Raw genomic sequence first — 18,456 nt, 5'->3', positions numbered from 1 at the left:
CCAATCGATTTTTAAAGCCGTTAGCTATGCAAAGACACAATCTGGAACACTACAACCCGCCGCCGGACACCGGCCTTTCCGTGATCTACGCCGACAGCTGCCTCCTGGTGCTGGACAAGCCCAGCGGCCTGTTGTCGGTGCCGGGGCGGGGCGAGGACAAGGCCGACTGCCTGATCAGCCGCGCGCAGAAGGTTTACCCGGACGCGCTGACCGTGCACCGTCTGGACATGGACACCTCCGGCCTGGTGGTGATGGGCCGCGGCCCGGAGATGCAGCGCGCGCTGTCCATCGCCTTCATGGACCGCAAGGTGAAGAAGCGCTACATCGCGGTGGTGGACGGCATCGTGGAAAGCAATAGCGGCACCGTGGATCTGCCGCTGATCATCGATTGGCCGAACCGGCCGCGGCAGAAGGTGGATTTCGACGAGGGCAAGGAAGCCATCACCCATTACCGGGTGATTCTGCGCGACACCGGCCGCAACCTCAGCCGGATGGAGCTGGATCCGCAAACCGGCCGCGCCCACCAGCTGCGCATGCACATGCTGCACCTGGAGTCCGGCCACCCCATCCTCGGCGACGACATCTACGCGCCGCCGGAGGCGCTGGCCAAGGCCGATCGCCTGCTGCTGCACGCGTCGCGGCTGGTGTTGCGCCACCCGGTGACTTTCGAGGAGATGGAGTTCGAGGCACCGGCGCCGTTCTGAGGCCGGGCCTGGTCCGCAAAAAAGGGATGCTCTCTGGCATCCCTTTTGTTTTGGCCGGCCGGGCCGCTTACTGCCGCGCGGCGCGGACGTTGTCCGTCGGCGCGGCGTCCGCATTGCTGCGCCACGGGTTGATGTCCAGGCCGCCGCGGCGGGTGTAGCGGGCGTAGACGGTGAGCTTCTCCGGCGCGCAGGCGCGCAGCACGTCGACGAAGATGCGCTCCACGCATTGCTCGTGGAATTCGTTGTGCCGGCGGAAGCCGATCAGGTAGCGCAACAGCGCCTCGCGGTCGATCTTCGGCCCGGTGTAGCGGATGGACACGCTGCCCCAGTCCGGCTGGCCGGTGACCAGGCAGTTGGATTTCAACAGATTGCTGCACAGGGTTTCGCTGACGATGTCGGCGGCGTCGGCTTTGAGAATCTCAGGGCAGGGCGAGTAGTGGTCGACCTCGATGTCCAGCTCGTCGATGTACTCGCCTGCCAGCTCGCGTACCTGTTCGGCGGCGAAGGCCTGCGGCAGCGCGATGGAGACCGAAACCTCGGCGCCGGCGGCTGCGGACAGATCGCGCGCCAGTTGGGCTGAGAGGGCGTCGACGCCGTCCATCCGCGTCTGGTTGTAGCTGTTCAGGTAGAGCTTGAACGATTTGGACTCGATCAGCCTGGGGCTGGCCGCCGGGATGCGGAAGGTGGCGATGCCGACCTGCGGCTTGCCGCGGGCGTTGAGCCAGGACAGCTCGAAGCCGGTCCAGATGTCGATGCCGGCGAAGGGCAGCGCGGCTTCATCCACGCCTATCTCGTCGCGCTTGGTTTTGCGCGCGATCGGGAACAGCAGGGAAGGATCGTACTGGTCCTGGTAGCTGACGGTCTTGCCCAGCGGCGAATGTTCGGGGGTGAGATGGCTCATGGTTGCGACTTTCTAACCGAATGCTGATGAATCATAGGCCGGCGGCTCAATGCTCGCGGCGCATGAACTGGCGCGGGCGGAAGCCCTGCGCGAACAAGGCGGCGAAGTAGACCGCCGCGCCGACGCCGACCAGCAGCAGCAGCCACAGCGCGCGCTGCCAAGCGTGGCCGTGCCAGTCTATCGGCAGCCACTGCAGGCAGGCCAGCAGCGCGGCCGCCATCGCCGCGATGGCGATGAACAGCTTGGCGAGGAAGGATTTCCAGCCCGCCTCGGGCCGGTAGATGCCGCGCTTTTGCAGCGTGTACATCAACAGGCCGGCGTTGATGCAGGACGCGAGGCCGATCGACAGCGCCAGGCCGGCGTGCTTCAGCGGAAACACGAAGGCCAGGTTCATCACCTGGGTGATGATCAAGGTGGTCACCGCGATGCGGACCGGCGTCTTGATGTCCTGGCGCGCGTAAAAGCCCGGCGCCAGCACCTTGACCAGAATCAGTCCGAGCAGGCCGAAGGAATAGGCGATCACCGCCTGCTGCGACATCAGCGCGTCGTGGGCGCTGAACTTGCCGTACATGAACATGGTGTACAGCAGCGGGCCGGACAGCAGGCCCAGGCCGACGGTGGCCGGCACCGCCAGCAGCAGCGACAGCCGGATGCCCCAGTCCAGCAGCACGCTGAACTCGGCGTCGGACTTGCTGGCCGCGTGCTTGGACAAGGACGGCAGCAGGATGGTGCCGAGCGCCACGCCCAACACGCCGGACGGGAATTCCATCAGCCGGTCGGCGTAATACATCCACGACACGCTGCCGGTGGGCAGGAAGGAGGCGAAGGTGGAGTTGATCAGCAGCGAGATCTGCGCCACCGACACGCCGAAGATCGCCGGCCCCATCTGCCTGATCACCCGCCACACCTCCGGGTCGCGGAAGGCGAGGATGGGCCGGGCCAGCATGCCGACCTGCTTCAGGAAGGGCAGCTGCCACACCAGCTGGATCAGGCCGCCGACGAACACCGCCCACGCCATTGCCATGATGGGCGGATGGAAATAGTGGGTGAAGCACAGCGCGAACACGATGAAGCTGAGGTTCAGAAAGGTGGGGGTGAACGCCGGAATCGAAAACTTGCCCCAGCTGTTCAGGATGCTGCCGGTCATCGACGACAGCGAGATGAAGAATATATAGGGGAAAGACACCCGCAGGATGTCGGCGAACAGGGCAGCCTTGGCCGGCTCGCGGTAGAAGCCGGGGGCAGAGATCCACATGATGGCCGGCGCGGCCAGCATGCCTATCGCCGTCACCAGCAGCAGCACCGAGCCCAGCACGCCGGTCACCTTGGCGACGAACTCGCGCGTTTCCTCGTGGGTCTTGTTCTGCTTGTACTCGCCGAGGATGGGCACGAAAGCCTGCGAGAACGCGCCTTCGGCGAACAGCCGGCGCAGCATGTTGGGAATCTTGAAGGCGGCGTTGAAGGCGTCGGCGGCCATGCCGGCGCCGAAGATGCGGGCGACCAGGGTGTCGCGCACCAGGCCGAGGACGCGGGACACCATGGTCATGCTGCTGACTGCAGCCAGGGCCTTGAGCAGGTTCATTTTGGTTTGACGGCCGATACTAGGCGGATTGAGCAAGCCCGCTAGTTTACGCTGGCGGGTTTATTGTTGCAAAACCTGAGTTTAGGGCTTAGAATCGCGGGTTTCAGATTCCGCTATCAGGAGAAATTCATGGCTAACAGCGCACAAGCTCGCAAGCGTGCACGCACAGCCCTTAAGCAGCGCGCGCACAACGCCAGCCTGCGTACTGCGTTCCGTACCGCAGTGAAGAAAGTGCTCAAGGCTATCGAAGCCGGTGACAAGGCCGCCGCTCGCGTGGTGTTCCAGACTTCCGAAAAAGTCATCGACCGCATCGCTGACAAGGGCGTGTTCCACAAGAACAAGGCTGCTCGTCACAAGAGCCGTCTGTCCGCCCAGATCAAGGCCATGGCCTAATCGATCGACAGCCCAGGCTGCAAGAATACGCAAAGGCTCCGCATCGCGGGGCCTTTTGTGTATCCGCGCCCCCGTCGCAGCGATGCGGCGGGGGCGTTGTCCTTTCCCGCGTCGACAAGGGAAAGGGGCTTATGCATACTCGATGAATCCGCACGGTGAAACGGGAGCGCCGCCGATGAAAACCGCCATTGCGATTCGCCATGTCGCATTCGAGGATCTCGGGTCCTTGCGCCGCCAGCTGGAAATGCGCGGCTACCGCATCGAATACCGCGAGGCCGGCGTGGACCGGCTGGACAGTCCGGCGCTGGAGCAGGCCGACCTGCTGGTGGTGCTGGGCGGCCCGATAGGCGTCGGTGACGACGATCTGTATCCGTTTCTCCAGCAGGAGCGGTTGCTGCTGGAGCAGCGGCTGAGGCGGCGTCGGCCGACGCTGGGCATCTGTCTGGGGGCGCAATTGATGGCGAGCGCGCTGGGCGCGCGGGTGGCGCCGATGGGGCATAAGGAAATCGGCTACGCGTCGCTGCGTCTGACCGATGCCGGGCGGGCGTCGCCGCTGGCGCCGCTTGCCGACGCGCCGGTGCTGCACTGGCATGGCGACCAGTTCGCCATTCCCGACGGCGCGCAGTGCCTGGCGGGCAGCGAGCTGTGTCCGCACCAGGCTTTCGCCGTCGAGGATTACGCGCTTGGCTTGCAATTCCATCCGGAGGTGGAGCCGGCGCAGCTGGAACGCTGGCTGATCGGCCACAGCGGCGAGCTGGCGGCGGCGGGCATCGATCCGCGCGAGCTGCGCGAGCAGAACCGGCGGCACGGCGAGGCCTTGCCCGCGCTGGCCGCCCAGATGCTCAGCCGCTGGCTGAGCGGCGTTAGCATCTGACCAGGGGGCCTACAGCAGCCGTGCCGCCTGGCGGGCCATCTCGCCTTCCTCGTCGGTGGGCAGCATATAGGCCGGCAGACGGCTGCCGGCTGCGGTGAGCCGCCGCGCGTGGGCGAGGTTGGCCGCGTGGTCCAGCTCGAATCCCAGCCAGGACAGCTGCTGCAATATCCTGGCCCTCACCTCGGCAGAGTGTTCGCCTATGCCGGCGGTGAAGATCAGTCCGTCCAGGCCGCGCATCGCCCCGGCCAGGCTGGCCGCCTCGCGCGCCGCCCGGTAGCAGAACAGCTCCACCGCCTCGCGCGCCTCCGGCAGTTCGCTGTCCAGCAGTTCGCGCATGTCGGCCGACACGCCGGACACGCCCAGCAGGCCGGAGTTTTTGTACAGCTCGCGCCGCACGTCCTTCACTCCCATGCCTTCATGTTCCTGCCAATACAGGATCACTTCCGGGTCGATATAGCCGGGCCGGCTGCCCATCATCAGGCCGTCCACCGCCGAAAACCCCATGCTGGACGCCACGCTCTTGCCGGATTCGATCGCGCAGGCGCTGGCGCCGCTGCCCAGATGGCAGACCACCACCTTGCCGTGGGCCAGGCCGATTTCCGGCAACCGCCGCGCGATGGCGGCGTAGGACAGGCCGTGGAAGCCGTAGCGGCGCACGCCCTCGTCGTGCCAGTGGCGGGCGATTCCGAAGCGGGTGGCCACCGTCGGCTGGGTGGCGTGGAAGGCGGTGTCGAAGCAGGCGATTTGCGGCAGTTGCGGATCTATCCGGCTGAAGGCGTCTATCACCGCCAGGCTGACCGGCTGGTGCAGCGGCGCCAGCGCGATGTAGTCGTCCAGCGCCGCCCGAGTGTCGGCATCCACCCGCGCCGGCTGGCGGAAGCGGTTGCCGCCATGCACCACCCGGTGCGCCACCGCCCGCGCCTCCAACCCCTGATCGGCCAGGCCGTTCAGCACCGCCGCCAGCGCGGTGTCGTGGGCGGCGTCGGCCAGGCCGCGCTCGGCCAGCTTCTGGCCGTTGGCGTCGGCCAGCGAGAATAGGGCTTCGCGGCTGCCGAAGCGGTCTACCATGCCGCGCGCCAGCAGCGTCTGGCCGTCCAGCGAGAACGCGCGGAACTTCAGGGTGGCGGAACCAGCGTTGATCGCCAGCAGGCAACGGTTCATGGACGTCCTCCCTGGCGGCGTTTCTGGTGGGCCAGCAGGCTGGCGATGGCGCTGGAGGCCAGGCGGCCGCTGGCGTCGTCGGAGCGGCTGGTCAGCACCATGGGCACGCGGGCGCCCATCACGATGCCGGCGGAGGCGGCCTGCGCCAGATACGTCAGCTGTTTGCCCAGCATATTGCCGGCTTCCAGGTTGGGAACCAGCAGAATGTCCGGATCGCCGGCCACTGTCGAGACGATGCCCTTGCTGTCGGCCGCTTCCTTGGAGATGGCGTTGTCGAAGGCCAGCGGGCCGTCGAGGATGGCGCCGGTGATCTGGCCGCGGTCCGCCATTTTGCACAGCGCGGCGGCGTCCAGCGTGGCCTGCATGTCGGGGTTGATGGTTTCCACCGCGGCCAGGATGGCTACCTTGGGGCAGGCGATGCCCAGCGCGTGAGTGAGGTCGATGGCGTTCTGGCAGATGTCGCGCTTGGTGATCAGATCCGGCTCGATATTGACCGCCGCGTCGGTGATGAACAGGTAGCGCGGATAGCTTTCCACCTTCATGATCCAGACGTGGCTGATGCGGCGGTCGGTGCGGATGCCGGTGTCGCGGGCCAGCGCGGCGCTCATGAACTCGTCGGTGTGCAGGCTGCCCTTCATCAGGATGTCGGCGTAGCCGTCGCGGGCCAGCTGCACCGCGCGTTCGGCGGCGGCGTGGCTGTGTTCCACGTCTATGCACTCGAAGCGTTTGAGGTCTACTTCAAGTTCGTCCGCCAGCTTCTTCAGCTTGGCCAGCGGCGCCACCAGGATCGGGGTGGCGATGCCGTTGTCGGCCGCTTCGACCGCGCCCAGCAGCGCATCCCTGCTGCAGGGGTGGGCCACCGCCATCGGCAGCGCGCCCAGTTGGCGCGCCTGTTGCAGGATGTCGTCGAATGCGTGGGTATCGTGAATCATGCCGTTCTCCTCAAGCCTTGATGTGGTGTCCGCCGTCGACGTAGATGGTCTGGCCGGTCAGGCCGCTGGCGGCGTCGGAAATCAGGAAGGCGCAGGTCATGCCCACTTCTTCTATCTCCACCAGGCGATTCTGCGGCGCGCGGGAGATGGCGTCTTCGATCAACTGGTCGAAGTGCGCGATGCCGGAGGCGGCGCGGGTTTTCAGCGGGCCGGGCGACACCGCGTGCACGCGGATGCGTTTGGGGCCGAGCTCGTTGGCCAGGTAGCGGGACACGCTTTCCAGCGCCGCCTTGACCGGGCCCATGATGTTGTAGTTTTCCACCACCTTGTCGGCGCCGTAATAGCTCATCGTGATCAGACTGCCGCCGCGCTTCATCAGCGGCTCGGCCAGCCGCGCCATCTCGATGAACGAGTAGCACGATACCCGCATCGCCTGCTGGAAGCCCGCCAGCGAACAGTCGGTGACGCGGCCGTGCAAGTCTTCCATCGGGCAATAGGCGATGGAGTGGATGATGAAGTCCAGCCCGCCCCAGTGCTTTTCTATCTCGGCGAACACGCGCTCCAACTGGCCGGCTTGCTCCACGTCCAGCGGCAGCACCAGCTTGGCCTGCAGCTGTTCGGCCAGCGGCCGCACGTATTTCTCGGCCTTGGCGTTGAGGTAGGTGACCGCGCATTCCGCGCCCAGTTGATGCAGCACGCTGGCGCAGCCGTAGGCGATGCTGTCTTCGTTGGCGATGCCGACGATGAGCCCTCTCTTGCCGGCGAGGATGTTGCGTATGCTTTCCATCTGACCTTCTTGGTAAACCATTTGGACCTCCGGGATAGCGTTGCAGGGCGGTGTTGCAGCAGAATGATTAAAAGTGGTTTTTGTATTGCCGTTTCAGTCGGATATAATGGTTGGTTTGCAGGCGGCGCACTTGTGTTTGAAAGCTGGCGGCCGCATCTGTACAGTCAGACCTGTCCTGAGTTTAGTTCCGGATGTGGTGCAGTGCAGCAATCATGCGTATTATGCCATCGTGGTCAATTGGCGGGAAAGTAAAGCTATGCCGATCTATGAATATCGTTGCGGCGCCTGTGGCGTCGCCAAGGAACACCTGCAGAAACTGAGCGACGCGCCGGTGGCCGCCTGTCCGGAATGCGGCAGCGCCGACTACCGCAAGCAGCTGTCCGCCGCCGGTTTCCAGCTGAAGGGCTCGGGCTGGTACGCCACCGACTTCAAGGGCGGAGCCTCCGCGTCCTCCTCCAGCGGCTCCGATTCTTCCGGAGGCCATAGCTGCGGCGCTGGCTGCGGTTGCGACTGATGTCGGTTTCCCCGCAGATAAAAATGACCCTGAAGGGCTATCTGATCGCCGGCCTGCTGATCTGGCTGCCGCTGGCGATCACCCTTTGGGTGTTGAACCTGATCATCGGTTCGCTGGACCAGACGCTGACGCTGCTGCCGGCCGAGTGGCGCCCCGAGCAGCTGTTCGGCATGCACATCCCCGGCCTGGGGGTGGTGTTCGCGGTATTGGTGGTGATGGGCACCGGCATGCTGGCCGCCAACGTGCTGGGCCGCCGCCTGGTGGAGTTCTGGCACGGCCTGCTGTCGCGCACGCCGGTGGTCAATTCCATCTACAACAGCGTCAAGCAGGTCAGCGACACGCTGCTGTCCGATTCGGGCAACGCGTTCAAGAACGCGCTTTTGGTGCGCTGGCCGCATCAAAATGCCTGGACCGTGGCTTTCCAGACCGGCACGCCGGCTCAGGAAATCCTGCGCCACGCGGAGAACGGCGAGGAACTGGTCAGCGTCTACGTGCCGACCACGCCGAACCCGACCTCGGGCTATTTCATCGTGGTGCCGCGCAGCGACACCCGCGAGCTGAACATGAGCGTCGACGAGGCGCTCAAGTACGTCATTTCCATGGGCGTGGTGGTTCCGACCCCGCCGCCGCAGGCTCAACGCCCGCGGCTGAATGATGAACATAATCGGCAGGGCTAGGCCGTCACCCTGTCTAGCCCCTAAGCATGTCGTCCCCTAGCGGGAACTTCGAAGAATTCAATCAAAAAGGTTTACCCAATGCGCACCGATTATTGCGGACTCATCGACAAGAAATACCTCGGTCAAACCGTGACCGTCAAAGGCTGGGCCCACCGCCGCCGCGACCATGGCGGCGTGATCTTCATCGACCTGCGCGATCGCGAAGGCCTGGTGCAGGTGGTGATCGATCCGGACACCCCGGAAGCGTTCCGTCTGGCTGACAGCAGCCGCGGCGAGTACGTGCTGTCCATCAGCGGCATCGTGCGCGAGCGCCCGGCCGGCACCGCCAACAGCAAGATGATCTCCGGCGAGATCGAAATCCTGGCCAAGGAAATCGAGATCCTGAACGCCGCGGCCACGCCGCCGTTCCAGATCGACGACGAGAACCTGTCGGAAAACGTCCGCCTGACCAACCGCGTGATCGACCTGCGCCGCCCGGCGATGCAGAAGAACCTGCGCCTGCGCTACAAGGTGGCGATGGGCGTGCGCAACCACCTGGACAAGCAGGGCTTCATCGACATCGAAACCCCGATGCTGACCCGCTCCACCCCGGAAGGCGCCCGCGACTACCTGGTGCCGTCCCGCGTGCATCCGGGCGAGTTCTTCGCGCTGCCGCAATCGCCGCAGCTGTTCAAGCAGCTGCTGATGGTGGCCGGCTTCGACCGCTACTACCAGATCACAAAGTGCTTCCGCGACGAAGACCTGCGCGCCGATCGCCAGCCTGAATTCACCCAGATCGATATCGAGACCTCGTTCCTGAACGAGGACCAGATCATGGACATCACCGAGACCATGACCCGTGAGATCTTCAGCGACGTGCTGGGCGTGACGCTGCCGACCTTCCCGCGCATGACCTACGGCGACGCCATGTTCTACTACGGCTCCGACAAGCCGGACATGCGCGTTTCGCTGAAATTCACCGAACTGACCGACGTGATGAAGTCGGAAGAGTTCAAGGTGTTCCGCGGCGCCGCCGACATGGCGAACGGTCGCGTGGTGGCCCTGCGCGTGCCGAACGGCGCGTCGTTCAGCCGTAAGGAAATCGACGACTACACCCAGTTCGTATCCATCTACGGCGCCAAGGGCCTGGCCTACATCAAGGTCAACGACGTCACCAAGCTGAACGAAGAGGGCCTGCAGTCCCCGATCGTGAAGTTCCTGTCCGCCAACGGCCTGAAGGAAATCATCGAGCGCACCGGCGCGCAAAACGGCGACATCGTCTTCTTCGGCGCGGACAAGGCCAAGGTGGTGAACGAGGCGATCGGCGCGCTGCGCATCAAGATCGGCCACGAGCACGGCCTGGAAAACGGCTACTTCGTCAAGGAATGGCGCCCGCTGTGGGTGGTGGACTTCCCAATGTTCGAGCACGACGAGGAAGCCGACCGCTGGACCGCCTGCCACCATCCGTTCACCAGCCCGAAGCCGGGCCATGAGGACCTGATGGCCACCGATCCGGGTGCCTGCCTGGCCCGCGCCTACGACATGGTGCTGAACGGCTGGGAAATCGGCGGCGGCTCCATCCGTATCCACCGCGCCGAGATCCAGGAGAAGGTGTTCGGCGCGCTGAAGATCAGCCCGGAAGAGCAGCAGAACAAGTTCGGCTTCCTGCTGGACAACCTGAAGTTCGGCGCGCCGCCGCACGGCGGCCTGGCTTTCGGCCTGGACCGTCTGGTGACGCTGATGTGCGGCGCGGAGTCCATCCGCGATGTGATCGCCTTCCCCAAGACCCAGCGCGCCCAGTGCCTGCTGACCAACGCGCCGAACGCTGTGGACGACAAGCAGCTGCGCGAGCTGAACCTGCGCCTGCGCCAGAAGGCCGAGCCGAGCGCCTGATCCTTTGGGGTCGCGTAGAAAAACGGACAGCTAGCTGTCCGTTTTTTTTCGCGCCGTCCCTGCCGACGGTCGTCGGCTTGAAACTTCGGCCGGCCATCCCCATCTGACTGGATAGTCCCCGCTCAGCCGGGGCGGTCCCGCGGCCGGCAATTGCAAAACTTTATCGCAACGATATCGATTTACAATTTGCCGGGTCCGGACGCAGTGTTTTATAAAGCTCCGCAATCCACGGCGTTTTCCGATGCCCGATCAGGAACGCGCCGTCATATCAAGACCCTTAAGGAGATCAAAATGGCCGTACTCGTTGGCAAGCAAGCCCCGTTCTTCGCTGGTGAAAAGACTTTCTCCGCCGTGCTGGGCAATGGCGAGATCGTAGACAACTACTCCTTCAAGCAAGCCACCGCCGGCAAGTACGCCGTGGTGTTCTTCTACCCGCTGGACTTCACCTTCGTCTGCCCGTCCGAACTGATCGCCTTCGATCACCGCCTGGCTGAGTTCAAGGCCAAGAACGTGGAAGTGATCGGCGTGTCCATCGACAGCCAGTTCACCCACGCCGCATGGCGCAACACCCCGGTCGACAAGGGCGGCATCGGCCAAGTCGGCTACACCCTGGTGGCCGACATCCAGCACGAGCTGTGCAAGGCCTATGACGTTGAAGCCGACGGCGGCGTCGCGTTCCGCGGCTCCTTCCTGATCGACAAGTCCGGCGTGGTGCAGCACCAAGTGGTGAACAACCTGCCGCTGGGCCGCAACGTCGACGAAATGCTGCGCATGGTCGACGCGCTGCAATTCACCGAAGAGCACGGCGAAGTGTGCCCGGCTGGCTGGAACAAGGGCAAGAAGGGCATGAAGCCGTCCGCCGAAGGCGTGGCTTCCTACCTGGCCGAGAACGCCAAGGATCTGTAATCCGCGACTGATCCGGATTCTGTTCCGCACCCCGCCCGCGCAAGCCGGCGGGGTGTTGTTTTATCGGCTGTCCCGGCCCACGATGGCTGCGAGGCTCCCGCAAGGCCGAAGCGCGAGCCGTCTAGCGGGTTTCCGCCGCGGGATCGAGCATGGTTTTCAGCGCGCCGTGCTGGACGGCCACGCTCAGGCAGGCGGCCAGCGCGCACAGCCACCACAGCGCCGAGCCGCCCAGCTGGCCGTACAGCGCGGTGCCCAGCGCCGGCGCCACCAGCGTCCGGCCGTTCCAGGCGGCGTTGTAAAGTCCCAGGTAGCTGCCGCGCAGCCTGCCCTCCGAGCGGTGCATCACCAGTTGCGCGTAGCTGGGCGATAGCAACAGCTCGCCGAAAGTCAGCGTCACCATCATCAGCACCGCCCATTGCGCGCCGTGGCCGGCGTTCAGCCACAGGAAGGAACAGCCGGTCAGCAGCACGCCCAGCTGGGTGCTGCGCGCCAGCCCCCAGCGCAGGATGCGGCGGCTGACCGGGATCTGCAGCGCCACCACCATCAGGCCGTTGATGGTGAACAGATAGCCCACCCATTGTGGCCCCAGCTGGTAGTGCTCGCGCAGGAACAGCGCCAGCGTCACGTACATCTGGTCGAAAGCCAGCGTGACCAGCACCAGGGCCAGGATGCTGCGCAGAAAGCTGGCGTCGCGCCAGGGGCCGGCCAGCGAGCCGTCGTCGCCGGCCTGGCGCTGCTGCGGACGGGTGCTTTCCACGTGGCGGGCGTAGGACCAGGCCATCCAGGACGCGCCCAGCAGCGTGCCGGCGGCGTTGGCCGCGTACACCCATTGGTAGCCGTAGGCGGCGAGGAAACCGCTGGTGACCCCGGCGATGGCCACGCCTAGATTGAAGGCCACCCGCATCATGCCTTGGGCCACCGGCCGCTGCTGCGGCGTGCAAGGCTCCAGCGCCAGTCGCTGATTGATCGGCCGGAAACCGCCGTCGGCCATGCCGGACAGCACCAGCAGCGGCATGAACATCCACACCGGAATCTGCAGTGCCAGCAAGGCCATGCACAGGCCGGATACGGCCAGGGCCAGCACCGCCAGCGCGCGGCTGTCGAAGCGGTCGGTCAGGCTGCCGCCTTTCAGCGATCCGGCCAGCATGCCGGCGCCGTAGAAGGCCATCAACATGCCGATCTGGCTGTAGGGCAGGTGGTAGTTTTCGCGCAGGTAAAGCGGCAGGAACAGCTTGGAGATGCCGCCCACATTATTGATGAAGCTACAGACGACCTGGATGTAGACGCTGGGCGGCAGGCCGCGGTAGGGGCGGGCGAGGCGGTCAAGCAAAGCGGTTTGGGGCATGGCGGGGCAACGGCCGTTCGGCCTGGTTCCGGCTGCGCGGCGGAAGCAGATTGGCGGATCGCTGCATGATTATGCGATATGCTTATTCTTCTATTTAAAACAATAACCAGTCAATGGCCCTGTTGCATTATTTCACTGGCAGTTTTGCCTTGACCGTGCGCATCATGGTGGCCTGCTTCTCCGCGCGGGGATGCAGGCCGTCGGGCTGGAAGGCGCTCAGATCGCCGGCGAAGCCCTCGATCAGCAGCGGCACGTAGGCCAGGCGATTGCGCCGGGCCAAATCGTCATAAACGCCGCGGAACTCGGCGCCGTAGCGGGGGCCATAGTTGGGTGGCAGCGCCATGCCCACCAGCAGCACCTTGGCCTGGCGGGCCTGGGCCAGGTCTATCATCCGCTGCAGGTTGCGGCGCATCTCGGCCATCGGCAGGCCGCGCAGGCCGTCGTTGGCGCCCAGCTCCAGCACCAGCACGTCGGGCCGGTGGCGGGCGAGCGCGTCGGGCAGCCTGGACAGGCCGCCGGCGCTGGTTTCGCCGGAGACGCTGGCGTTGACGACCAGATGCCTGGGCGCGAGGTCGCGCGCCAGCAGCGCCGCCCAGCCCTGGCCCGGCGCCAGGCCGTAGCCGGCCGACAGGCTGTCGCCGAACACCAGCACCGTGGCGGCCAAGGCGGGCAACTGCCACAGCAGCAACAAGGGGAACAGCATTTTGCAGACGATAGAACGCATGAATCATCCTGAGAAAAAGAAGGCGGTATTGGCCGCCAGCGAGTTGGCGAAACAAGTGCATTTCCGCGGCGACGTGCTGCACATCCTGCGCAGCGCGTCGTTGACCCTGTATTCCGGCGAGAGCGTGGCCATCGTCGGCACCTCGGGCTCGGGCAAGTCCACGCTGCTGTCGCTGCTGGCCGGCCTCGACCACCCCAGCGACGGCGAGGTGGCGCTGTTCGGCAAGCCGCTGTCGCGGCTGAACGAAGACGCCCGCGCGCTGCTCAGGCGCGACAAGGTGGGCTTCGTGTTCCAGAACTTCCAGCTGCTGCCGCAATTGACCGCGCTGGAGAACGTCATGCTGCCACTGGAGCTGGCCGGGCGCAACGACGCGCGAGAGGCGGCGCAGCGGATGCTGGAGCGCGTCGGCCTGGCGGCGCGGCTTGGCCATTACCCGCGCCACCTGTCCGGCGGCGAACAGCAGCGGGTGGCGCTGGCGCGCGCCTTCGTCATCCATCCCGGCCTGTTGTTCGCTGACGAGCCCACTGGCAATCTCGATCCGCATACCGGCCGCCAGATCATAGACCTGCTGTTCCAGCTGAACGCCGAACAGGGCACGGCGCTGGTGCTGGTCACCCACGACAACGAGCTGGCCAGCCGCTGCGACGCCATCTACCGGCTGGTGGACGGCAAGCTGAACGGAGCGCGCGCTGAATGACTCCGTTTGGACGTTTCCGTTTCGTTTCCCGCTTCATCCGCCGCGAGCTGGCGGCGGGGGAGCTGACCATCCTCGGCCTGGCGCTGCTGGTGGCGGTGGCGGCGATGAGCAGCGTCGCTTTCTTCTCCGACCGGGTGGAAAAGGCGCTGACCACTCAGGCCACCCAGCTGCTGGCGGCAGACCTGGTGCTCTCCGGCAACGAGACGGCTCCGGACGCGGTGCGGGCCGAGGCGAAGCGCCGCGGCCTGCAGACCGCCGACAACATCACCTTCCCGTCCATGGTGTTCGCCGGCGGACAGGCGACGCTGGCGCAGTACAAGGCGGTGAGCTCGGGCTACCCGCTGCGCGGCGAGACTACGGTGCGGCTGATCGGCGGCGGCGAGAAAAGCGGCCGGCTGCAGCCTACGCCCGGCACCGCCTGGGCCGACGCCAGGCTGATCAGCCGGCTCAAGCTGAAGCTGGGCGACGAGATCGGCGTCGGCAACGCCCAGTTGAAGCTGGCCGGCGTCATCGTCCGCGAGCCGGACGGCAGCATGGACATCTACAATTTCGTGCCGCGGCTGATGTTCAACAGCGCCGACCTGCCGGCCACCGGCCTGGTGCAGGAGGGCAGCCGCATCCGCTGGCGCTTGCTGTTCGCCGGCGAAGACCGCCAGGTCGCCGATTTCCGCGCCTGGCTGCGCGCGCACAAGCCCAAGGGCGCCAGGCTGGAAAACGTGGAAGAGATGCGGCCGGAAATCCGCACCGGCCTGGAGCGCGCGCGGCGCTTCCTCGGCTTGACCGCGATGCTGACCGTGGCGCTGGCCGCTTCCGCGGTGGCGCTGGTGGTGCGCCGCTACCTGCAGCGCCATTGGCAGCAGGTGGCGGTGCTGCGCTGCCTGGGCCTGGGCTCCGGCGAGGTATGGGGGCTGTTCGTCGGCCTGTTCGCGCTGGTGGGCCTGTTGGCCGGTCTGCTGGGCACGCTGGCCGGCTTCGGCGTGCAACTGGGGCTGATGCGGCTGTTCAGCGGCTACGTCGGCGAGATCCTGCCCGATCCGGGCTGGCAGCCGTGGCTGATCGGCCCGCTGGCGGCGCAGCTGCTGCTGGCCGGCCTGGCGCTGCCGCCCCTGATGGGCATACGCGACGTGTCGCCGGCGGCGGTGCTGCGCAACGAGCTGCCGCCGACGCGCCAGGGCGTGATCTCGCCGGTGCTGGCGCTGGCCACGCTGCTGGGCCTGGCTTCGTGGCAGGTGGGCGAGTGGTCGCTGGCCGGCTGGCTGCTGGCGGCGATGCTGGGTTTTCTCGGCGTGTCCGGCGCGCTGGCGCTGGGCCTGGTGCTGCTGTTGCGCCGGCTGCCGCGCGGCGGCAAGGTGGGCTGGCGCTTCGGCATCGCCAATTTGGCCCGGAGGCGCTGGCTGGCGGTGCTGCAGATCGCCTCGCTGTCGGTGGGGCTGATGGCGCTGCTGACGCTTACCGTGGTGCGCGACGACCTGATCGGCGCCTGGCAGCGCAGCGTGCCGGCAGACGCGCCGAACAAGTTCGTGATCAACATCCAGGGCAACCAGCTGGACGGCGTGCGCGACGCGTTCGCCGCGGCCGGGCGGCCGCAGCCCGAGCTCGCGCCCATGGCGCGCGCCCGGCTGATCGCCATCAACGAGCAGCCGGTGCGCCCGGCTGCTTACGACAACGAGCAGGCGCGGCGGCTGGCGGAACGCGAGTTCAATCTGTCCTGGCGCGCCGAGCCGCCGCCGGGCAACCAGGTGGTGTCCGGCAAGTGGTGGGACGAGGGCAAGCGGGTGAAGCCGCAATTCTCGGTGGAGAAGGGCCTGGCCAATCTCCTGGGCATCCGGCTGGGCGACACGCTGGCTTTCGACTTGGCCGGCACCGCCTACCGCGCCAAGGTGACCAGCCTGCGCGAAGTGCCCTGGGACAGCTTCCGCGTCAATTTCTTCGTGATCGGCACGCCGGGCCAGTTCAGCCGGCAGCCGGCCAGCTGGATCACCAGCTTCCGCCTGGAGCCGGCGGACGAGGCCTTCGCCAATCAATTGGTGGAGCGCTTCCCCAATCTGACGGTGATCGACGTGGGCAGCATCCTGGCCGAGGTCAGGGCGATGGTGGACAAGCTGACGCGCGCGATCGAGGCGATGTTCCTGTTGGCGCTGGCGGCCGGGGTGCTGGTGTTGTGGGCGTCGCTGACCGCCACCCGCGACGAGCGGCTGGCCGACGTGGGTTTGATGCGGGCGCTGGGCGCGTCGCGCAGGCAGGTGCGCAGCGTGGTGCTGGCCGAGCTGGTGTGGCTGGGCGCGGTGTCCGGCCTGCTGGCGGCGCTGGGGGCGATGGGAATCGGCGTGCTGGCGGCGGTGAAACTGTTTTCCCTGCCCCTGCTGCTCAACTGGTGGCTGCTGCCGCTGGGGATGGCCGGCGGGGTGCTGGTGGTGACGCTCGCTGGCTGGCCGCTGGTGGGCAAGGTGACGAGAACGCCGCCGCTGACGGTGCTGCGCGCGATAGGCTAGCGGCGGAACAAGCGGGACGAACCCGCGGAAGGAGAAGCGATGGACGAAATGGTGTTGGCGGCGCTGGCCAAGTGGCCGAACGTGCCGGCGGTGTTCGGCTGGCTGCGGCTGGATGCCCGGGGCCAGTGGTGGATCAAGGACGCCAGGCTGCAGCATGAGGGGATGGTGGAGTTCTTCAACCGCAATTACAGCCGCGACGGCCAGGGCCGCTGCTATGTGCAGAACGGCCCGCAGAAAGTGTATGTGCAGCTGGACGCCGCGCCCTTGGCGGCGCGGCGCACGCCCAAGGGCTGGAGCACCGTGCCTTACGACGACGACGTGCCGGCGCGCGCGGCCTGGCTGACGCCGGACGGTATGCTGCTGCTGGAGATCGGCGGAGAGCTGGCCGCTGTGGACGACCGCGACTTGGCCGCGGTGCTGGAGGAGGCGCTGCCGGACTGGGACGGCGACGAGGCGTCGCTGCCCGCCGTGCTGCAGGTGGGCGACGCCGGCCTGCCGCTGGCGGCCGAGACCTTGCCGGCGCTGCAGGCGCGTTACGGCATCGTCGCCCGGCCCAGGTAAGTCGTTTGTCTGGATGAGAAAAAGCCCCGCCGAAACGGCGGGGCTTTGTCATGGCGCGGCAGGATCAGACTGGTTCGGCCTTGACGCCGACCAGCCGCTTGCGGCCTGCCAGCATGCCGACGGAGAAGGCCGCGGCGGCGATCAGGCTGAACAGCAGCGCCAGCGGCCAGGCTTCGTGGCTGTGGCCGCGGATCAGGCCGACGGCGAACGGGCCCATCGAGGCCAGCATATAGCCTATGCCCTGGGCCATGCCGGACAGGCTGGCCGCCACGTGCTGGTCGGGAGAGCGGTGCGCCAGCAGGCTCAGCGCGGTGCTGAACAGGCCGCCCTGGCCGAAGCCCAGCAGCGCCGCCCACAGCATCAGGCTGCCGGTGGGCGCGTACAGCATGCCCAGCAAGCCGGCGATCACCGCCAGCAGCGTGATGGCGATCGGCGGGCGCTGGTTGCGGCAGCGGTGGGCCAGGATCGGCACCAGCAGCGACGCCGGCACCTGCACCATGGTGGACAGCGACAGCATCAGTCCGCCCTGCATCGCGGTCAGGCCGCGGTCCATCAGGATGGAGGGCAGCCAGCCGAACACGATGTAGGCCAGCGACGATTGCAGGCCCATGAACAGCGTCACCTGCCAGGCCAGCGGGTCGCGAAGCAGGCCGCTGACCCGCCACTGGCCGCGGCCGGCGGCGTGGCGGGTGTTCAGCTGCGGCCACCAGACGGCCAGCGCCAGCGCCGCCGGCAAGGCCCACAAGGCCAGCGCGGGCCGCCAGTCGTGGCTGAAGTGCTCGGCCACCGGAACGGTGAAGCCCGCGGCCAGCGCCGCGCCCAGGCACAGCGCCATGGTGTAGACGCCGGTCATCAGGCCGGCCCGGCTGGCGAAGTCGCGTTTGACGATGCCGGGCAACAGCACGCCGATCACGCCGATGGCGGCGCCGGCCAGCGCCGAGCCGGCGAACAGGCCGAACAGGCCCAGCTGGGTGCGCAGCAGGATGCCGGCGGCCAGGGCCAGCAGGACGACGGCGATGGTTTTCTCGCTGCCCAGGCGGCGGGCCAGATGCGGCGCCAACGGACCGAAGATGCCCAGGCAGGCCACCGGCAGGGTGGTCAGCAGGCCGGCCATGGCTGGGCTGAGGCCGGTATCGGCGCTGACCATGGCCAGCACCGGCGCCAGGCTGGACAGCGCCGGCCGCAGATTGAGCCCCACCAGCACCAGTCCCAGCAGCAACAGCAGCGCGCGCTTGCGGCTGCCGGTTTGCGGCATGGCGGAGGGGGTGTCGTCATCGATCAACAGTTCGTCGGCGATGGCTTGGGGCCGACCCGTATTTTCTTGCATCGTGCTT

Annotated in this window: 18 protein-coding genes; 10 read left to right on the top strand and 8 right to left on the bottom strand. The window is 66.7% G+C overall.

Annotation, left to right across the window (positions count from 1 at the left end; all coding sequences use genetic code 11):
* The first annotated feature begins 26 nt into the window (after nt 1-26).
* Nucleotides 27-704: a pseudouridine synthase gene (locus tag BKX93_RS09580; protein WP_046155537.1), complete on the top strand. Its 678-nt coding sequence runs from the start codon at nt 27-29 to the stop codon at nt 702-704.
* 67 nt (nt 705-771) lie between these two features.
* Here the strand turns inward: BKX93_RS09580 and queF are convergent, their stop codons facing one another.
* Nucleotides 772-1,605 (bottom strand): NADPH-dependent 7-cyano-7-deazaguanine reductase QueF, encoded by an 834-nt coding sequence (gene queF, locus BKX93_RS09575; protein ID WP_070979624.1) that lies wholly within the window; start codon nt 1,603-1,605, stop codon nt 772-774.
* A 46-nt stretch (nt 1,606-1,651) separates the two neighbouring features.
* Nucleotides 1,652-3,187, bottom strand: a complete 1,536-nt coding sequence (murJ, locus tag BKX93_RS09570; RefSeq protein ID WP_070979622.1) for a murein biosynthesis integral membrane protein MurJ — start codon at nt 3,185-3,187, stop codon at nt 1,652-1,654.
* Between the two features lie 129 nt (nt 3,188-3,316).
* On the opposite strand from murJ, the gene rpsT reads away from it, so the two are divergent.
* On the top strand, nt 3,317-3,580 hold the full coding sequence (gene rpsT, locus BKX93_RS09565) for a 30S ribosomal protein S20 (RefSeq protein ID WP_046155534.1): 264 nt from the start codon (nt 3,317-3,319) through the stop codon (nt 3,578-3,580).
* A 175-nt stretch (nt 3,581-3,755) separates the two neighbouring features.
* On the top strand, nt 3,756-4,454 hold the full coding sequence (locus tag BKX93_RS09560) for a glutamine amidotransferase (protein WP_046155533.1): 699 nt from the start codon (nt 3,756-3,758) through the stop codon (nt 4,452-4,454).
* Between the two features lie 9 nt (nt 4,455-4,463).
* Here the strand turns inward: BKX93_RS09560 and BKX93_RS09555 are convergent, their stop codons facing one another.
* Genes BKX93_RS09555 through fabI form a run of 3 tightly spaced genes read right to left on the bottom strand, consistent with a single transcriptional unit; the run spans nt 4,464 to nt 7,355 of the window.
* The gene (locus tag BKX93_RS09555) at nt 4,464-5,615 is read right to left on the bottom strand and encodes an acetate/propionate family kinase (RefSeq protein WP_046155532.1); all 1,152 of its coding nucleotides are present in this window, start codon (nt 5,613-5,615) and stop codon (nt 4,464-4,466) included.
* Complete coding sequence (locus tag BKX93_RS09550; protein ID WP_046155531.1) at nt 5,612-6,547, bottom strand: phosphate acetyltransferase; 936 nt, start codon at nt 6,545-6,547, stop codon at nt 5,612-5,614. The genes BKX93_RS09555 and BKX93_RS09550 overlap by 4 nt, the downstream gene beginning before the upstream one ends.
* 10 nt (nt 6,548-6,557) lie before the next feature.
* Nucleotides 6,558-7,355 (bottom strand): enoyl-ACP reductase FabI, encoded by a 798-nt coding sequence (fabI, locus tag BKX93_RS09545; protein ID WP_235429180.1) that lies wholly within the window; start codon nt 7,353-7,355, stop codon nt 6,558-6,560.
* Between the two features lie 235 nt (nt 7,356-7,590).
* Between fabI and BKX93_RS09540 the strand changes: the two genes are divergently transcribed.
* The 4 genes from BKX93_RS09540 to BKX93_RS09525 all read left to right on the top strand — a co-directional run bounded on the left by BKX93_RS09540 (nt 7,591) and on the right by BKX93_RS09525 (nt 11,303).
* Nucleotides 7,591-7,848 carry an FmdB family zinc ribbon protein gene (locus BKX93_RS09540; RefSeq protein WP_046155530.1) on the top strand — a complete coding sequence of 86 codons (258 nt, stop codon included), beginning with the start codon at nt 7,591-7,593 and terminating at the stop codon, nt 7,846-7,848.
* Nucleotides 7,849-7,871: 23 nt separating this feature from the next.
* Nucleotides 7,872-8,525: a DUF502 domain-containing protein gene (locus BKX93_RS09535; RefSeq protein WP_235429177.1), complete on the top strand. Its 654-nt coding sequence runs from the start codon at nt 7,872-7,874 to the stop codon at nt 8,523-8,525.
* Between the two features lie 78 nt (nt 8,526-8,603).
* Complete coding sequence (aspS, locus tag BKX93_RS09530; protein ID WP_070979620.1) at nt 8,604-10,397, top strand: aspartate--tRNA ligase; 1,794 nt, start codon at nt 8,604-8,606, stop codon at nt 10,395-10,397.
* 291 nt (nt 10,398-10,688) lie between these two features.
* Complete coding sequence (locus BKX93_RS09525; RefSeq protein WP_046155528.1) at nt 10,689-11,303, top strand: peroxiredoxin; 615 nt, start codon at nt 10,689-10,691, stop codon at nt 11,301-11,303.
* Between the two features lie 121 nt (nt 11,304-11,424).
* On the opposite strand, the gene BKX93_RS09520 is transcribed toward BKX93_RS09525, so the two are convergent.
* Together BKX93_RS09520 and BKX93_RS09515 are read right to left on the bottom strand one after the other, a co-directional pair.
* Nucleotides 11,425-12,648 carry an MFS transporter gene (locus BKX93_RS09520; protein ID WP_070979618.1) on the bottom strand — a complete coding sequence of 408 codons (1,224 nt, stop codon included), beginning with the start codon at nt 12,646-12,648 and terminating at the stop codon, nt 11,425-11,427.
* Nucleotides 12,649-12,775: 127 nt separating this feature from the next.
* Nucleotides 12,776-13,372, bottom strand: coding sequence for an arylesterase (locus BKX93_RS09515; protein WP_046155526.1), 597 nt, complete (start codon nt 13,370-13,372; stop codon nt 12,776-12,778).
* On the opposite strand from BKX93_RS09515, the gene BKX93_RS09510 reads away from it, so the two are divergent.
* From BKX93_RS09510 to BKX93_RS09500, 3 genes are read left to right on the top strand one after another with little or no spacing between them, the layout of a single operon-like run.
* Nucleotides 13,371-14,069: an ABC transporter ATP-binding protein gene (locus BKX93_RS09510; protein WP_046155525.1), complete on the top strand. Its 699-nt coding sequence runs from the start codon at nt 13,371-13,373 to the stop codon at nt 14,067-14,069. The genes BKX93_RS09515 and BKX93_RS09510 overlap by 2 nt on opposite strands.
* A complete protein-coding gene (locus BKX93_RS09505; protein ID WP_070979617.1) occupies nt 14,066-16,561 on the top strand; it encodes an ABC transporter permease in 2,496 nt (831 codons plus the stop codon). The genes BKX93_RS09510 and BKX93_RS09505 overlap by 4 nt, the downstream gene beginning before the upstream one ends.
* Nucleotides 16,562-16,600: 39 nt before the next feature.
* Nucleotides 16,601-17,122 (top strand): DUF2946 family protein, encoded by a 522-nt coding sequence (locus BKX93_RS09500; protein ID WP_070979615.1) that lies wholly within the window; start codon nt 16,601-16,603, stop codon nt 17,120-17,122.
* A gap of 64 nt (nt 17,123-17,186) precedes the next feature.
* Here the strand turns inward: BKX93_RS09500 and BKX93_RS09495 are convergent, their stop codons facing one another.
* Entirely contained in the window at nt 17,187-18,449 is a 1,263-nt protein-coding gene (locus BKX93_RS09495; RefSeq protein WP_046166431.1) for a CynX/NimT family MFS transporter, read from the bottom strand.
* Nucleotides 18,450-18,456: the final 7 nt, after the last annotated feature.

This window comes from Chromobacterium vaccinii (assembly GCF_001855275.1).
Taxonomy (GTDB): domain Bacteria; phylum Pseudomonadota; class Gammaproteobacteria; order Burkholderiales; family Chromobacteriaceae; genus Chromobacterium; species Chromobacterium vaccinii.
This window is presented reverse-complemented; position numbering and strand designations above follow the sequence as displayed.

Bases quoted from the DNA above. Each gene is read 5' to 3' on its own strand.
- BKX93_RS09580 (WP_046155537.1), top strand. From the start codon at position 27: ATGCAAAGACACAATCTGGAACACTACAACCCGCCGCCGGACACCGGC.
- queF (WP_070979624.1), bottom strand. From the start codon at position 1,605: ATGAGCCATCTCACCCCCGAACATTCGCCGCTGGGCAAGACCGTCAGC.
- murJ (WP_070979622.1), bottom strand. From the start codon at position 3,187: ATGAACCTGCTCAAGGCCCTGGCTGCAGTCAGCAGCATGACCATGGTG.
- rpsT (WP_046155534.1), top strand. From the start codon at position 3,317: ATGGCTAACAGCGCACAAGCTCGCAAGCGTGCACGCACAGCCCTTAAG.
- BKX93_RS09560 (WP_046155533.1), top strand. From the start codon at position 3,756: ATGAAAACCGCCATTGCGATTCGCCATGTCGCATTCGAGGATCTCGGG.
- BKX93_RS09555 (WP_046155532.1), bottom strand. From the start codon at position 5,615: ATGAACCGTTGCCTGCTGGCGATCAACGCTGGTTCCGCCACCCTGAAG.
- BKX93_RS09550 (WP_046155531.1), bottom strand. From the start codon at position 6,547: ATGATTCACGATACCCACGCATTCGACGACATCCTGCAACAGGCGCGC.
- fabI (WP_235429180.1), bottom strand. From the start codon at position 7,355: ATGGTTTACCAAGAAGGTCAGATGGAAAGCATACGCAACATCCTCGCC.
- BKX93_RS09540 (WP_046155530.1), top strand. From the start codon at position 7,591: ATGCCGATCTATGAATATCGTTGCGGCGCCTGTGGCGTCGCCAAGGAA.
- BKX93_RS09535 (WP_235429177.1), top strand. From the start codon at position 7,872: ATGACCCTGAAGGGCTATCTGATCGCCGGCCTGCTGATCTGGCTGCCG.
- aspS (WP_070979620.1), top strand. From the start codon at position 8,604: ATGCGCACCGATTATTGCGGACTCATCGACAAGAAATACCTCGGTCAA.
- BKX93_RS09525 (WP_046155528.1), top strand. From the start codon at position 10,689: ATGGCCGTACTCGTTGGCAAGCAAGCCCCGTTCTTCGCTGGTGAAAAG.
- BKX93_RS09520 (WP_070979618.1), bottom strand. From the start codon at position 12,648: ATGCCCCAAACCGCTTTGCTTGACCGCCTCGCCCGCCCCTACCGCGGC.
- BKX93_RS09510 (WP_046155525.1), top strand. From the start codon at position 13,371: ATGAATCATCCTGAGAAAAAGAAGGCGGTATTGGCCGCCAGCGAGTTG.
- BKX93_RS09515 (WP_046155526.1), bottom strand. From the start codon at position 13,372: ATGCGTTCTATCGTCTGCAAAATGCTGTTCCCCTTGTTGCTGCTGTGG.
- BKX93_RS09505 (WP_070979617.1), top strand. From the start codon at position 14,066: ATGACTCCGTTTGGACGTTTCCGTTTCGTTTCCCGCTTCATCCGCCGC.
- BKX93_RS09500 (WP_070979615.1), top strand. From the start codon at position 16,601: ATGGACGAAATGGTGTTGGCGGCGCTGGCCAAGTGGCCGAACGTGCCG.
- BKX93_RS09495 (WP_046166431.1), bottom strand. From the start codon at position 18,449: ATGCAAGAAAATACGGGTCGGCCCCAAGCCATCGCCGACGAACTGTTG.